A 15,331-nucleotide genomic window follows, 5' to 3' on the forward strand; every position below is an offset into this window, starting at 1 on the left:
ATGCCGCAGCCCCAGTTCATCGAGGCGGGGGAGGGCGTCGCTATCGCCACCTACGTCTGGGGCGATCTCGAAGGTCCCGTGGTGCTGATCGTGCACGGCTTCGCCTCCAGCACGCGCGACAACTGGGTGCTCACGGGGTGGATCCGCATGCTGCAGCAGGCCGGCTACGGCGTGCTCGGCGTCGATCAGCGCGGGCACGGGGCGAGCGAGAAGCCGCACGAGGCGGCCGGCTACAACGTGCGCACGCTCGCGGCGGATGTCGAACAAGTGCTCGACACCTACCTCGTCGACGACGCGTTCTACGTCGGCTATTCGCTGGGCGCACGCGTGGGGTGGCAGGTGCTGCGCGATCTCGGCGACCGCATCCCGCGAGCCGTCCTCGGCGGCGTGCCGGACGGGATCCCGCTCGGCCGGCTGGATCTGGACCAGGTCCGCCGCTTCATCGATGACGGCACGCCGGTCACGGACCGGGTCACGCAGAACTACATCGCCCTCACGGAGCGGGTGCCGGGCAACGACCTCAGCGCGCTGATCGCGCTCGCCCAGGGGATGCGCGAGTCGGATTCGATGGATCCGGATCCGGCCACCGCGCCGACGCAGCCGGTGCTCTTCGCCACCGGCTCCGAGGACGCGGTGATCGCCGGCTCCGTGCGACTCGCGGAGGCGACGCCGCAGGGGCGGTTCTTCGAGATCCCCGGCCGGCATCACTTCAACGCGCCGGGGGCGAAGGCGTTCCGGGAGGCCGCCCTGGAGTTCCTCCAGGAGGACTGACCCGGCTCCGCCGGCAGCGCGGGGGAGCGGCGTCCGCCCTCCGCCGTAGACTCTGAGCATGCCGCTCCGCCTCGACTCGCCGCTCGCCGACGCGGTCGGCGACGGCAACGCGAAGGCGCTGCAGAAGGCGTTCGGCATGGTCACGGTCGGCGATCTGCTGACGCATTACCCGCGCCGGTACGCCAACCGCGGAGAGCTCACCCCGATCCTGGATCTGCCGAAGGGCGAGACCGTCACGATCGTCGCCGAGGTCATGTCGGTGAGCGTGCGCGACATGAAGAACCGCCGCGGCGCGATGATGACCGTCGACATCGGCGATGGCGTGGGCCGGATGGTCCTCACGTTCTTCGCCAAGTTCCGGGGACAGCTGGAGTGGCGCGAGAAGGAGCTGCGCGTCGGCCGGCGCGGCGTGTTCACCGGCAAGGTCGGCGACTACCGGGGGGTCACCCAGTTCGCGCACCCGCAGTACGAGATGTTCGACGACGAGTTGCGCGCGCGCACCCAGGCCGACGTCCTGGTCTCCACGCCGCTGCCGATCTATCCGGCCACCGCGAGCCTCACCACCTGGCAGATCGAGAAGATGATCGGCACGGTGCTGGATGAGCTCGGCCCGGTCGCCGAACCGCTTCCCGACGAGGTGCGCCGGGAGGAGGGGCTGCTCGACGCGCGCACGGCGCTCGAACGCGTGCACCGGCCGAGCACCAAGGACGAGATCGCGCCCGCCATCCGCACCCTGCGCATGCAGGAGGCGCTGACGCTGCAGACCGCGCTCGTGCAGCAGCGCTACCTGGTGCGGATGCTCGACGCCACGGCCCGTCCGGCGCGACCGGGCGGCCTGCTGGAGCGCTTCGACGCCTCGCTGCCTTTCGAGCTCACCGAGGACCAGCGGTCGGTGGGAGAGACGATCGCGGCGGATCTCATCGGCGGGGCGCCGATGAACCGGCTGGTGCAGGGCGAGGTCGGATCCGGAAAGACGTTGGTGGCGCTGCGGGCGATGCTGCAGGTCGCGGAGTCCGGCGGGCAGGCGGCGCTCATCGCGCCGACCGAGGTGCTCGCCGCACAGCATCTGCGCTCGATCACCAGGATGCTCGGCCCCGCGCTCGCGCCGCTCGTGATGCCGACCCTGCTCACCGGCCAGATGTCGGCGCCGGAACGGCGCAAGGCGGCACTCCGGGTCGCGGCAGGGCAGGCGCTCATCGTGGTCGGCACGCACGCCCTCCTCGGCGAGAAGACCACGTTCGCCGATCTGGGCCTGGTGGTCGTCGATGAGCAGCATCGCTTCGGCGTCGAGCAGCGCGAGGCGCTGCGGGCCAAGGGCACGAGCCCGCACGCGCTCGTCCTCACGGCCACGCCGATCCCGCGCACCGTCGCGATGACCGTGTTCGGCGACCTCGACACCTCGGTGATCCGCACGATGCCGAGCGGCCGAGCGGGCATCGAGACCTTCGTGGCTCCGCTCGCCGATCATCCCGGGTGGTTCGCCCGGGTGTGGGAGCGCGCGGCGGAGGAGATCGCGAAGGGACGCCAGGTCTTCGCCGTGTGCGCCGCGATCGATACCGACAACGGGGCCGAGGAGGCCGACCAGGAGCGGTTCGAGGACGAGGAGGAGAGCCGGGGACCCAAGTGGGGCGTGGTCCAGCTGCTGGCCGCGCTCGCCACGCACCCGAAGCTGGGCTCGCTGCGCGTCGCCGGGCTCCACGGCCGGATGGCGGCGGAGGAGAAGGATGCGATCATGCAGTCCTTCGCCCGCGGCGACATCGACCTGCTCGTGGCGACGACGGTGATCGAGGTCGGCGTGGACGTGCCCAATGCCTCGACCATGATCGTCCTCGAGGCGGACAGGTTCGGGGTCTCGCAGCTGCACCAGCTGCGCGGGCGCATCGGCCGCGGAGGGGTGCCCGGTCTGTGCCTGCTGGTCACCGAGGCGGAGCAGGGCACTCCTGCGCGCGATCGGGTCGACGCGGTCGCCGCGACCCTCGACGGGTTCGTGCTCGCCGAGGTCGACCTCGATCTGCGCGGCGAGGGAGACGTGCTCGGCGCCCGGCAGTCCGGTGCGAAGTCGTCGCTGAAGCTCCTGCGCGTGATCAAGGACGCGGATCTCATCGCGCAGGCCAGGGCCATCGCCGAGGACATCATCGAGGCGGATCCCGCGCTCGAGCGGCATGAGGGCCTCCGCGAGGCGATGGCGCAGCGCCTGAGCATCGAGGATCGTGCGGCGCTCGCCAAGAACTGAGCACTCGGGGCCGGCCGACTCGGCGTCTGCAGAGGATCGCGCCGCTAGGCTGAGGCGCATGCGATGCACTGAGCGACGTGAGGAGACGAAGTGAGCGCTCGGATCGCCGTCGTCCCCGGTTCCTTCGACCCGCCCACCCTCGGGCATCTGGACGTCATCCGACGCGCCGCCGCGCTCTACGATGAGCTCCACGTGCTCGTCGTGCACAACCCTGACAAGCAGGCCATGCTGCCCGTGGCCCAGCGTCTGACCCTCCTCGAGGAGTCGATCGCGGAGGCCGGTGTCGCAGGCACCGTGATCGTCGGATCCTGGAGCATGGGACTGCTCGTGGACTACGCGCGGGACGTGAACGCCGGCGTGCTGGTCAAGGGCATCCGCTCGCAGGTCGACGTGGCGTACGAGTCGCCCATGGCGATCGTGAACCGTCACCTCGCCGACATCGAGACGGTGTTCCTGCTGCCGGATCCGGCGCACGCCCTCGTCTCCAGCTCTCTCGTGCGCCAGGTCGCGGCGCTCGGCGGTGACGTGTCGCCGTTCGTGCCGCCCGCCGTCTCCCGGTTCCTGGACACGGGCGCCCGCGGGATCTGAGCGCGCAGCACGCCGCGCAGGCTCGGCGCGCGGACCGACCCGCCCGGCCCCCGTACAGGTGCAGCCGATAGAGTGGACCGGTGAAAACCCGACGCAATGGACCGTTCGTGCTGCCTGTGCACGACATCGTTCGGCGACCCGGCGAGATGCGAGAGCACCGTCTGACGATCCGTCTCTCGGAGCAGTGGGGCGAGGGCCTCGTCTCCGTCGTGCAGGGCGAGGAGCTCGACCTCGATGTGCGCCTGGAGTCCGTGCACGAGGGCATCCTCGTGACCGGAGAGGCCGATTCCACGTACCGGGGAGAGTGCGGACGATGCCTCAATCCGATCGACGCGCCTGTCGAAGTCGAGTTTCAGGAGCTTTTCGCGTACCCTGGAGAGGAAGCGAACGACTTCGAGGTTCAAGACGACCACGTGGATCTTGAAACTCTGGTCAGGGACGCGGTCGTACTGTCGCTCCCGTTTCAGCCGGTGTGTCAGCCGGATTGCCCTGGTCTCGACCCCGAGACCGGCGAGCGGCTGACCGAAAGCGCCGGGAAAGAGCAGGTCGCTCCCGTCGATCCTCGGTGGGCCGCGCTCCAGCAGATCACAGACCAAGGAAACGCAGCGGAATAGCTGCGCGCCCAGAACACAGAAGGTAAGCAACCATGGCCGGTAACCCCCCGAAGCGCAAGGTCTCCCGTTCCAACACCCGCTCGCGTCGCGCGCAGTGGAAGGCGGAGGCTCCTGCCCTCGTCAAGACCATCGAGAACGGCAAGGTCGTCTACAGCCGCCCGCACCAGGCGAAGGTCGTCACCGACTCGCAGGGCACCGAGCTGTTCCTCGAGTACAAGGGCCGCAAGGTCGCCGACATCTGATCGATCCGTCGATCATGGCAGAAGTCCCCGTCCCGCCCGTCGGCGGGTCCCGGGAGCAGCGCCCCCTTTCTGAGCAGCTCGGAGTCGACATCGACCCCGAGCTGCTTCAGCTTGCGCTCACGCATCGCTCGTACGCGTACGAGAACGGCGGCATCCCGCACAACGAGCGCCTGGAGTTCCTCGGCGACTCGGTACTCGGCCAGGCCGTGACGGTCATGCTCTACACGACGCTGCCCGATCTCGACGAGGGATCGCTGGCGAAGCGTCGCGCCAGCGTGGTGTCGACGGTCGCCCTCGCGGAGGTCGCCCGCGGCATCGGCCTCGGCGCGCACATCCTCCTCGGCAACGGCGAGGAGCGCACGGGCGGACGCGACAAGGACTCGATCCTCGCGGACACGATGGAGGCGGTCTTCGGCGCCACCTACCTGTCGGCGGGGCCGGAGCAGGCGACCTCGCTCGTGCTGCGCCTCATCGAACCGCTGCTCGCGGATCCCGAGCGCTACGGCGCCGCCATGGATCCGAAGACCGCGCTGCAGGAGCTCTCGGCGCGCCAGGGCCTCAGCGCTCCGGCCTACGCTGTGGCGTCGACCGGCCCTGACCACGATCGGCGCTTCACGGCCACGGTGACCGCGGGCGAGCTCTCGGCGACGGGCACGGGCACCAGCAAGAAGACCGCCGAGATGGCCGCCGCCCTGGCCGCCTGGCAGCTGCTCAGCGACCGTGCCTGAACTCCCCGAGGTCGAGGTGGTCCGGGCGGGGCTCGCGCCGGCGATGACCGGCGCGCGCATCCTGTCGGTCGCGGTGCACGACGAGCGCGCGCTGACCAGGCACTCCGCCGGCGCCGCCGACTTCGTCGCGCGCACCGAAGGAGCCGAGGTCGCGACGGTCGCCCGGCGCGGCAAGTTCCTCTGGATGCCGCTCGCCGCGACGGGTGGCGAGGCGCGTTCGGCGATCGTCGGGCACCTCGGGATGTCTGGTCAGCTGCTGCTGCGCCGGCCCGACGCGGCGGCGGAGCGGCACGAGCGGATCCGGCTGTACGTGGAGCATCCGCAGCACGGTGAGCTCGCGGTCGTCTTCGCCGATCAGCGGACGTTCGGCTCGCTCGCCGTCGACGCGCTCGTGCCCACGGGGGACGGGCGCGCAGCGGGCTGGGGGAGCGTGGAGCCGTTGATCCCCTCGCAGGTCGCGCACATCGCGCGCGATCCCATGGACGATGAGTTCCAGGATCGCGCGTTCCGCGCGGCACTGCGCACCCGATCGAGCGCGATCAAGCGCGTGCTGCTGGATCAGGGCGTGATCAGCGGCGTCGGCAACATCTACGCGGACGAGTCGCTCTGGGCGGCGCAGATCCACCCCGAGACACCGGCGTCGGCGCTGTCGACCGTGGCCGTGAACCGGCTGCTCGCCGAGGTGCGGGCGGTGCTCGAGAAGGCTCTCGCGGAGGGCGGCACCAGCTTCGACGCGCAGTACGTGAACGTCAACGGCCAGGCCGGCTACTTCGCGCACTCGCTGAACGCCTACGGGCGGGAGGGCGAGCTCTGTGCACGGTGCGGCGGCCCGATCCGCCGCGAGTCGTTCATGAACCGATCCAGCCACTACTGCCCTCGGTGCCAGCGACGACGAGGCTGAGCGGCCGACAAGGCCCTCCCTGTCAGTGCTCTCCCTTGATGACGAAGTAGGAGCCGCGGATCTCGCCGGCGAGCTTCGAGCGCTGCCGCGCGAACTTGAAGGCCGACAGCTCGGCCGGGACGTCCATGCCGAGCGAGAGCTTGAAGCCGACGGCGCGCTTGCCGCCCTCCGCGAGCGTGTACATGACGTTGACGGCGAGTCCGGAGGCGTAGAACACGTAGCCGAACCGGATCCCGTCCGCTTCGAAGCCGCTGACCTCCAGCGCCGGGCTCTCGATGTCGATGCCGCGCTCGTCGTGCAGGATCCCGGTCACCCAGCGGAGCGTCTCGGGATCCTCGTCGGGCGTGCTGACGGTGAACGGCGTTCCGTACTTGTTGGTGATGTAGCGGGCCTCGTTCGCGCGCAGTCCGGCCAGCGCCTCGGCGACGGGGGAGGACTCGAGCCCGGCGGTCGAGACGGTGACGAAGTCGACGATGGTGCTCATGCAGGGGCTCCTCGGTACGGGCGGCGATGGTCCTGCTCATTCTCTCCCAGCTGTGCCGTGCGGTGACGCTGCGACGTCGGTCGCGGCCGTCGGGATGACGACGACGGCCGCGACCGCACCCCGGGGATCAGCCGGCGAAGGCGCGCAGCAGGATCGGACGGGTCAACCGCGTCGCGATCCAGACGAGGGCCACGCCGGCGGCGAGCACGGCGGCGATCGTGAGGAGCGAGACCGGCGCGGTGATCAGCGCGATCCCGAGGAGCGGGAAGATCAGCACGGCCGCGCACAGCGCCGCCCCGAGCGACGTCACCAGCAGCGGCGACATCACCGCACGGCGTCGCGCGGCATCCACCGTGTCGGCGGGGACGCCGAGGTAGTGCAGGCTCCGGTGCAGGTCGCGCTGGTCGAGGATGTCGGACGCCTGGGTCACCGCCACGGAGCACGCGACCATGAGGAACGACGCCACCAGCGTGATGATCAGACCCGTCCGCATGTCGGCGACGAGGGCGAGGTCGTCGGTCCGTGCGTTCTCGCTGCCGAGCACGTTCATCAGGGCCACGCCGGTGCCGGCGAACACGGCCATGAAGCTCGACATCGCGACGCCGCTCACCTGGCGCCAGGCGCCCTTGGCGTCGTCCAGCACGATGCGCGCGGCGAGCAGGCGCGCGGGGGTCTTCGCGCGGCGCAGCTGCATCCGCGCCCCCACCGTCAGGACCCAGGGGCCGATGAGGTTCAGGACGAGGAGCCCGACCGCGAAGATCGCGGCGAGACCCGTGATGATCGCGATGGTGCCCCCGATGCCGGGGACCACGTTGCCCGCGATGAACCCGGCCGCGATCGCGGCGACCGCCACGACGGCCCGCACCCAGTGCGGCGTGCGGGGCGTGGTCCTGGTGCGCACGCCGAGCGGCGAGATCACCACCCGCCGCAGACCGACGACGGCGCTGACCGTCGCGAGCAGCACGGTGCCGAGAGCGATCGCCGCGGTCGTCAGCGGAGGCAGCATAACGGCGGCGCCCAGCGGCGCGCCGCGGAAGGGGATGAGCCCCACGAGCGGCGCGATCCCGATCGAGAGCACGACGCCGGCGATCACGCCGGCCGCGGCGACGAGGGTGGCCTCGACGACCGCGATCACACCGACGCCGAATCCGCTGACGCCCAGCAGCCGGAGCGTCGAGAGCCGCTCGTCGCGGCGGCGGGCCGACAGTCGCGCCGCCGCGCCGCCGAGCGACGCCAGCGGCAGCACGAGCAGGACGAGGGCCACGGCGGCGAGCACCTGATAGATCGTCGCGTACTCGTCGTCCCATGCCCAGAACGCCTGTGCGCCACCCACGACGGTGAGCACGAGGGCGGACACGATCGCGAAGGCGACGGCGGGGATCACGACCACCCCCGCCGAGCCCGGTGCGGGACGCAGAAGCAGCCGGAGGGTGGCGGCGTTCACGCGGCGACCGCCGAGTTCTGCACGCGGCCGTCGCGGACGGCGATGACACGGGAGCAGCGGGAGGCTACCTGGGGATCGTGCGTGACGACGACCAGCGTGCGGCCCTGACCGGTGGTGGACCACAGGAGGGCGTCCATCACCTCGGACGAGGTCACCGAGTCGAGGGCGCCGGTCGGCTCGTCGGCGAACACCACGCCCGCGCCGGTGACCTGGGACCGGGCGATCGCCACCCTCTGCGCCTGCCCGCCGGACAACTCGCCGATGCGACGATCCTCCATGCCCTGCAGGCCGAGGGCGGCGAGCCAGCCGGCGGCGCGCCGGGTCGCCTCCGCGCGCGAGACACCGGTGATCATCGCGGCGAGTGCGACGTTCTCGACCGCGGTGAGCTCCGGCATCAGCAGGCCCTGCTGGAACACGAAGCCGAACGACTCGCGGCGGAGCCGGGAGCGGGCGGACTCACCGAGCGCGCTGACGTCGACGGGACCACCGGACGGCGGCGTGTAGACGACCTGTCCGGCGTCGGGCCGGGTGATCCCGGCGAGCACATGGAGCAGTGTCGTCTTCCCGGATCCGGATGCGCCCATGATGGCGACCGATTCGCCGACGGCGATGTCCAGGTCGATGCCGGCGAGGGCGCGGGTGGGACCGAAGGCCTTGATCAGGCCGTGTGCGTGGATGACCGTGTTGCTCATGCTTCCAGCCTCGCCGGGCGCGATCTCGGGATCGTCGGCCTGGAGGCGGAGATCCCCGGCGTGCGGTCATCCTTCAGGATGACCGCACGCTCAGAGCGGAGAATGCCCCTTCGCGAGCGCGAGCAGGCGGAGCGGGGCTGACACGGACGTCACGCCAGCGCCTTCTTCCACGCGCCGCCGTAGCCGATCGGCACGAAGCCGATCTGCTCGTTGATGGAGAGCATGGGACGGTTCTCCTCGGCGTTGTACGTGATCACCCGCGTGGAGCGAGGGTGGCCTTCGTGCCAGCTCAGCAGGCCGGCGGTCTTCACGAGCAGGCCGAGTCGATGACCGCGGTGCTCGGCGAGCACCAGGGTGTCGTTCTGCTCGGTGACCGAGTCGTCCGCGCCCTTCAGCGAGAGCTCGTTGTACGCGCAGAGCTCGCCGGTGGCGATGTGTTCCGCCGCGGTCACCTGGACCGTGTATCCCATGTCGAGCCAGCGCTCGTCCTGCTCGCGGACGCGGTCCGCGTCCCAGGTCTCCTCGGGGGAGCCCATGTCCGCGTCCGGAGCGTCCGTGGACATGCGCGACTTCATCCACGCGTAGCCCGCGAGGCGTTCGTCCGGAGTCGGGAGCAGCCACTGCACGACGCGGTAACCGGTCGCGGCGGCCTGCGCGGTCTCGTACTGCGCGCGGAGGGCCGGCACCTGGTCGTCGCCCGTGCTCCAGCGGTATTCGCTGACCCGGTCGACCTGCTCGAGCGTCCAGCCCTGAGCGAGCAGGAACCTCGAGGTGTGATCGCGCGGGATGCTCCCGAATCCGGTGGGCGGCACCAGCACGGGATCCTCCGTGGGCACGTGCTCGGTCCAGACCTGGAGCGTGCGCACGCCCTCGGTGCGGGCGAGGTGCTCCAGGTGAGCCGCGACCGCGGTGCCGATGCCCCGGCCCTGCGCCTGCTTCAGCACGCTGATCACGCTCACCGCGGTCGCGCCGCCGTCATCGTGCAGCACGGTGAAGACGACCACGCCGACCGTGCGCTCTCCGTGGAGGATGCGCCATTGGCGGCGGGTGGTGTGGCTGTCCGAGGTGAGCAGCGGCAGCAGCTCCTCCGCGGAGAAGGCGTCGTCGTCGCGTCCCGACGCCTCCTCGAGGCAGCGGTTGCGGACATCCGCGTAGGCGAGGAGGGCCCCGTCGCGAACTGCATCCGCCCGTGCGGGGAGCACGAGCGGATGCAGGGTCGCGCCGGCGGGAAGGTCGATGACGAACGGGGTCTCGTTCTGAGCGGTCGTCATCAGAGCACCTGCCGGGAGGCGGCGCCGGCCAGCCGGGCGGCCTCGTACTGCTGGAGCACGCGGATGCGCTCGGCGTTCCGGAGCGCGTCCTCGGCACGGTCCTGCGCGGTGTGCCGCGTCCGCACGATGAGATGCAGGGCGACGCGCAGGGCCAGCCGCTGGGACAGAGACAGGTTGCGGAGCTCCTCCTCGCGGGGGAGCTGGATGGACAGGTCGCGCTCGTTCTGAGCGCGCTGCTTCGACTCGGTGGGAGGCGAAGCGTGCAATGCGGTGTTCACGGTGATTCGCTTTCGTTGGTCGTGCCGGAAAGGCGGTTTCGCGCCACGCCGAGGATCGTCCGGTAGGACGCCGCGACGTGTCACGGAGGGGGAGACGGATCCGGCACACGGTGTGCGGACCGGCAGGATCCAGGGACACGGCGTCCCGGATCGGGAGGGCGATCAGTGATCGACGCGCGGTTCGCGGATCGGATCGCAGACGCACGAAGCGTCAGGCCGGCCGGAGGCCGGGGCGAGGGAGGATGCGCCTGCTACGCGGCGTGACGCGCGCGGAGGCCGGCGGAAGTCGCCGAAGACGCATCGATCCCACGGAATGGGGTGAATGCGGTGCGAGTGCTCATCATGTCGGCAACCTCCTTTCTCGGCTCGGGTTTGTCACGCTAGCGGAGGTTCACAGGAAGCGTCAAGCCGACACTCAGAAATCCCTGGACCTCGGGCGTTTCCCGCACCGCCGCGCGAGACGGTCGCGATAGCGTAGACGCCGTGAACTCCGCCGACCACCGAGCGTGCCCATGCATCTGAAGAGCCTGACCCTCAAAGGGTTCAAGTCCTTCGCGCAGCCGACCACGTTCGCCTTCGAGCCCGGCGTCACCTGCATCGTCGGACCGAACGGATCCGGCAAATCCAATGTCGTCGACGCGCTCGCCTGGGTGATGGGGGAGCAGGGAGCCAAGACCCTGCGCGGCGGCAAGATGGAGGACGTCATCTTCGCCGGCACGTCGACGCGCGGCCCGCTCGGACGCGCCGAGGTGCAGCTGACGATCGACAACAGCGACGGCGCGCTGCCGATCGAGTACGCCGAGGTGACGATCAGCCGCACCCTGTTCCGCAACGGGTCGAGCGAGTACGCCATCAACGGGGAGGGCTGCCGGCTCCTCGACGTCCAGGAGCTGTTGAGCGACTCCGGCCTGGGGCGGGAGATGCACGTCATCGTCGGCCAGGGCCGGCTCGACACGGTGCTCCAGGCATCCCCGGAGGACCGTCGAGGGTTCATCGAGGAGGCGGCCGGGATCCTCAAGCACCGGCGCCGCAAGGAGAAGACCCTCCGCAAGCTCGACGCGATGGAGACCAATCTCACGCGCCTCAGCGATCTGGCGGGCGAGATCCGCCGGCAGTTGAAGCCGCTCGGCCGCCAGGCTGAGATCGCGCGCGAGGCGCAGACCATCGCCGCAGTGGTGCGCGATGCGAAGGCGCGCATCTTCGCGGACGACGTGGTGCAGCTGCGCTCGGCGCTGGCCGACCACACGCGCAACGAGCACGAGCGCCATGCCGAACGCGTGGTGCTGAGCGAGCAGGCCGACCGCATCCGCGCCGACGTCACGCGCCTGGAGGCGCTGCAGAACTCGGCCGCCGTCGATGAGGCCCGTCGGATCGCGTTCGGGCTCGAGCAGGTGCAGGAGCGCATGCGAGGGCTGTTCACCCTCGCGAATCAGAGGCTCGCCCTGCTCGGATCCGAGGAGGACGACGCCGCGGTGACGGCCGTGACCGTGACGCAGGCGACGATCGACGAGGCGAAGGACGAGGTCGAGGAGATCTCGTCCGGAATCGGGCGCGCGCAGGACGTGGCGCAGGAGGCGACGCGCGCCGTCGCCGAAGCGCGTGCCGAGCTCGACGCGCTCGACGTGGACATCGCCGAGCAGAGCGCACTCGTCTCGGCTCATGACATGCGCCTGACCACCCTGCGCGGTCAGGCCGAGGCGGCGGCATCGGCGCTGGCCGCGGTGCGCGGCGCGGTGCTGCGGCAGGAGAATGCGCTCGAGGCCGCGCATCAGCGTCGGCGCGAAGCCGCCGAGGCCCGTGAGCGGATCGAGGAGGGCGAGGCTCCCGAGGGCACTGCCGCCGAGCACGCGGAGGCGTACGAGCATGCGCAGGCCCGCGCCGTCGCCGCCGAGACCGAGCTCGAAGGGCTGCGCGAACGGCTGCACGCCGCGGAGCGCGAGTCGGAAGCCCTCACCGCCAAGGCTTCGGCGCTCGGCAGTGCCATCGCCGTGACCGGCGGCGCGGCCGAGATCGTGGCGGCGGGGCTCTCCGGCGTGCGCGGGCTCGTGGGCGACGCCGTGCAGGTCACGCCCGGGTACGAGGCCGCGATCGCGGCGGTGCTCGGACCTCTTGCCGAAGGCGTACTCGTCGACGACGTGGCGGCGGCTTTCGCGCTCGCCGCCGACGACGTGACGGCGGGCGCCTACGACATCGTGATCGCGGAGGGTGCGGCCACCGCGGTGTCCGACGCACGGATCGCCGGTGCCACTCCCGCGACGGACGTGGTGACGGCCCCGGCGGGAGTCCTCGGCGTCCTGTCGCACGTGGTGATCGTGGAGGACCTGACGGCCGCGCGATCGGCGCACGCCGCGGCGGCCGCGGCGGCCGGCGTGCCGCTCACCGTGGTCACGAAGGCGGGCGAGGTGCTCACGGCGCACACCCTGCACACCGGTTCGGGCGGCGAGCGGTCGCGGCTCGAGCTCATCGCCGAGCGCGACGCCGCCGTCGACCGCCTGAGCGAGGTGCGCGTGGTCGTCGACTCCCTGCGCGAGGCACGCGAAGACGGGACGGAGAAGCTGGAGACCGCGCGGCGGACCTCCAGGGACGCACTGCGCACCCTGCGCGAGCACGATGCCGCGCTCGCGGCGCACACCGAGCAGGTGAACCGCGTGACGGTGCAGCACGAGTCGGCGATCGCCGAGTGCGACCGGCTCGAGACCGGCCTCTCGCAGGCGCAGTCCGCGGTGGCGGATGCCGAGCGCAATGCCGACGCTGCGAAGCAGGCCCTGGCCGACGCCGAGGCGGCCCCCCGGCCGGTGCTCGACGCCTCGGCGCGCGACGGGCTCCTGGAGGCCCTCGAAGCGGCCCGGGAGGCGGAGGTCGAGGCGCGCCTGGGTATCGAGACCCTGCGCGAGCGGGTCCGTGCGGCCCAGAGCAGGGTCTCCTCGCTGGAGCGACAGCGTGAGCGCGAGCGCGAGGCAGCGGCGGAGGCCGCCCGCCGTGCCGTGATCCGGCGCGCGCAGCGCGAGACCGCGTCGGGCGTGGCCGCAGAGCTTCCCCGGATCCTCGACTCCCTCGACCGCTCCGTCGCAGAGGCGCGGCTGGCGCTGGCCGCGGCCGAATCGGCCCGCTCCGCGCAGAACGAGGAGCTGAGCGCGCTGCGCCGCCAGGACGCGTCGATCCGCGAGCGTCTGACAGGCCTCACCGAGAGCGTGCACGGCCTCGAGCTGCAGATCCACGAGAAGAAGCTGCACCTGACCAGCCTGCTCGAGCGGGTGCAGTCCGAGCTCGCCCTGGACGAGGACATCCTCATCGCCGAACACGGACCTGATCAGCTCGTTCCCCGCGACGTCCTGGCGGTCGCGGCCGAGCCCGCCGATCTCGTGGACGCGGCGGAGGACGACGCGGTCGAGCAGGACCCGGTCCCGACCGGGATCCCGTACGATCGCCGCATCCAGCAGCGGCGGCTTCAGGAGGCCGAGCGCAAGCTCGGACAGCTCGGGCGCGTGAATCCGCTCGCTCTGGAGGAGTTCGCCGCTCTCGAGCAGCGGCATGCGTTCCTCACCGAGCAGCTGGCAGATCTGACCAAGACCCGGCAGGATCTCCTGACGATCATCGCCGAGCTGGACGAGCGGATGCAGACGATCTTCGCCTCGGCGTTCGAGGACACCCGCCAGGCGTTCGGCGAGGTGTTCCCGCTGCTGTTCCCGGGCGGCGCCGGCAGCATCTCGCTCACGAACCCCGACGACCTGCTGAACACCGGCATCGAGGTCGCCGTCCGTCCCGTGGGCAAGAAGATCGAGAGACTGTCGCTTCTCTCCGGCGGCGAGCGGTCGCTGGCCGCCGTCGCGCTCCTCGTCGCGATCTTCAAGGCCCGCCCCAGCCCGTTCTACATCCTGGACGAGGTCGAGGCGGCGCTCGACGACGCGAACCTCGGGCGCCTGCTCACCGTGTTCGAGCAGCTCCGCGCCAGCTCGCAGCTGCTCGTCATCACGCATCAGAAGCGCACGATGGAGATCGCGGACGCCCTGTACGGCGTCTCGATGCGCCAGGACGGCGTCTCGGCGGTCGTCGGCCAGCGCGTCGGCGATCGCGCCGCCGCCGCGGTCTGACCCGCGCGCCCTCGGCGAACACGACGGATCCGCTCGCGCCCGCCCCGTAGGCTGGGTGCCATGGCGGAGAAGTCCTGGTCCCTCGGTCGCGCGCTGCGCGGCATGTTCGTCAAGCCCACGATCGATGACGACACCTGGGACGACCTCGAGACCGCGCTGCTCACGGCCGACTTCGGGCCCGACATCACGGAGCGCCTCGTCGACGAGCTGCGCGCCAAAGTGGAGCGCTATCGAACGACCGACCCCAAGGATCTGCAGCGCATGCTCCGCGAGACGCTCGAGGAGCACTTCGCGAAGTTCGACACCACCCTGAAGCTCACGGAGCGGCCGGCGGTGGTTCTCGTGGTGGGCGTGAACGGGGTCGGCAAGACGACGACGATCGGCAAGTTCACGAAGTTCCTGCGCGGGTATCAGCGATCCGTCGTCGTCGGAGCGGCCGACACGTTTCGCGCCGCCGCCGTCGAGCAGCTGGGCACCTGGGCGCAGCGGGCAGGGGCCGCGATCGTCCGCCCGCAGCAGCAGGGCCAGGATCCGGCGTCCGTCGCGTTCCAGACGGTCGAGTACGCGAAGAACAACGGCACGGAGATCGCGATCATCGACACCGCCGGCCGGCTGCACACGAAGGGCGGCCTGATGGACGAGCTGTCCAAGATCCGCCGCGTCGTGGAGAAGCAGGCCCCGATCAGCGAGGTGCTGCTGGTGCTCGACGCGACGACCGGGCAGAACGGCGTGATGCAGGCGGAGGCGTTCCTCGAGCATGCCGGCGTGACCGGCCTCGTGCTCACCAAGCTCGACGGTTCCGCCAAGGGCGGATTCGTGCTCGCCGTGCAGGAGCGCACCGGCATCCCGGTCAAGCTCCTGGGGCAGGGAGAGGGCATCGACGACCTCACCGGCTTCACCCCGCACGTCTTCGTGCAGGCCCTGGTCGGCTCCTGATCCGAGCCGTTTCCCGGCGCGCGCCGCGCGGACTACCGCCCCGCGCGCAAGGCTGGTT

At 71.1% G+C, this 15,331-nt stretch carries 14 protein-coding genes; 9 read left to right on the forward strand and 5 right to left on the reverse strand.

The window, feature by feature from the left end; all coding sequences use genetic code 11:
- From NFX31_RS07710 to mutM, 7 genes are all read left to right on the forward strand, one after another.
- Window positions 1-771 carry an alpha/beta fold hydrolase gene (locus tag NFX31_RS07710; RefSeq protein WP_091477420.1) on the forward strand — a complete coding sequence of 257 codons (771 nt, stop codon included), beginning with the start codon at window positions 1-3 and terminating at the stop codon, window positions 769-771.
- A gap of 58 nt (window positions 772-829) precedes the next feature.
- The gene (locus NFX31_RS07715) at window positions 830-3,004 is read left to right on the forward strand and encodes an ATP-dependent DNA helicase RecG (protein ID WP_262957113.1); all 2,175 of its coding nucleotides are present in this window, start codon (window positions 830-832) and stop codon (window positions 3,002-3,004) included.
- A 90-nt stretch (window positions 3,005-3,094) separates the two neighbouring features.
- A complete protein-coding gene (gene coaD, locus NFX31_RS07720; protein ID WP_045252207.1) occupies window positions 3,095-3,592 on the forward strand; it encodes a pantetheine-phosphate adenylyltransferase in 498 nt (165 codons plus the stop codon).
- Between the two features lie 146 nt (window positions 3,593-3,738).
- A complete protein-coding gene (locus tag NFX31_RS07725; protein ID WP_045252429.1) occupies window positions 3,739-4,206 on the forward strand; it encodes a YceD family protein in 468 nt (155 codons plus the stop codon).
- Between the two features lie 32 nt (window positions 4,207-4,238).
- Window positions 4,239-4,448: a 50S ribosomal protein L32 gene (rpmF, locus tag NFX31_RS07730; RefSeq protein WP_045248451.1), complete on the forward strand. Its 210-nt coding sequence runs from the start codon at window positions 4,239-4,241 to the stop codon at window positions 4,446-4,448.
- A gap of 14 nt (window positions 4,449-4,462) precedes the next feature.
- Window positions 4,463-5,176 (forward strand): ribonuclease III, encoded by a 714-nt coding sequence (gene rnc, locus NFX31_RS07735; protein WP_262957115.1) that lies wholly within the window; start codon window positions 4,463-4,465, stop codon window positions 5,174-5,176.
- A complete protein-coding gene (mutM, locus tag NFX31_RS07740) occupies window positions 5,169-6,077 on the forward strand; it encodes a bifunctional DNA-formamidopyrimidine glycosylase/DNA-(apurinic or apyrimidinic site) lyase (RefSeq protein ID WP_262957116.1) in 909 nt (302 codons plus the stop codon). Before rnc ends, mutM begins: the two co-directional genes overlap by 8 nt.
- 22 nt (window positions 6,078-6,099) lie before the next feature.
- Here the strand turns inward: mutM and NFX31_RS07745 are convergent, their stop codons facing one another.
- The 5 genes from NFX31_RS07745 to NFX31_RS07765 all read right to left on the reverse strand — a co-directional run bounded on the left by NFX31_RS07745 (window position 6,100) and on the right by NFX31_RS07765 (window position 10,246).
- A complete protein-coding gene (locus NFX31_RS07745) occupies window positions 6,100-6,561 on the reverse strand; it encodes a phage tail protein (protein ID WP_262957117.1) in 462 nt (153 codons plus the stop codon).
- A gap of 127 nt (window positions 6,562-6,688) precedes the next feature.
- Window positions 6,689-8,005 (reverse strand): ABC transporter permease family protein, encoded by a 1,317-nt coding sequence (locus NFX31_RS07750; RefSeq protein WP_262957118.1) that lies wholly within the window; start codon window positions 8,003-8,005, stop codon window positions 6,689-6,691.
- A complete protein-coding gene (locus NFX31_RS07755) occupies window positions 8,002-8,697 on the reverse strand; it encodes an ABC transporter ATP-binding protein (protein WP_045252203.1) in 696 nt (231 codons plus the stop codon). The genes NFX31_RS07750 and NFX31_RS07755 overlap by 4 nt, the downstream gene beginning before the upstream one ends.
- Window positions 8,698-8,846: 149 nt before the next feature.
- Window positions 8,847-9,968 carry a GNAT family N-acetyltransferase gene (locus tag NFX31_RS07760; RefSeq protein ID WP_262957119.1) on the reverse strand — a complete coding sequence of 374 codons (1,122 nt, stop codon included), beginning with the start codon at window positions 9,966-9,968 and terminating at the stop codon, window positions 8,847-8,849.
- Window positions 9,968-10,246, reverse strand: coding sequence for a hypothetical protein (locus tag NFX31_RS07765; protein WP_262957120.1), 279 nt, complete (start codon window positions 10,244-10,246; stop codon window positions 9,968-9,970). The genes NFX31_RS07760 and NFX31_RS07765 overlap by 1 nt, the downstream gene beginning before the upstream one ends.
- Before the next feature lie 512 nt (window positions 10,247-10,758).
- On the opposite strand from NFX31_RS07765, the gene smc reads away from it, so the two are divergent.
- Complete coding sequence (smc, locus tag NFX31_RS07770; protein WP_262957121.1) at window positions 10,759-14,337, forward strand: chromosome segregation protein SMC; 3,579 nt, start codon at window positions 10,759-10,761, stop codon at window positions 14,335-14,337.
- Window positions 14,338-14,397: 60 nt separating this feature from the next.
- The gene (ftsY, locus tag NFX31_RS07775; protein WP_045252200.1) at window positions 14,398-15,273 is read left to right on the forward strand and encodes a signal recognition particle-docking protein FtsY; all 876 of its coding nucleotides are present in this window, start codon (window positions 14,398-14,400) and stop codon (window positions 15,271-15,273) included.
- Window positions 15,274-15,331 lie beyond the last annotated feature (58 nt).

The organism is Microbacterium azadirachtae (assembly GCF_025583665.1).
GTDB lineage: Bacteria > Actinomycetota > Actinomycetes > Actinomycetales > Microbacteriaceae > Microbacterium > Microbacterium azadirachtae.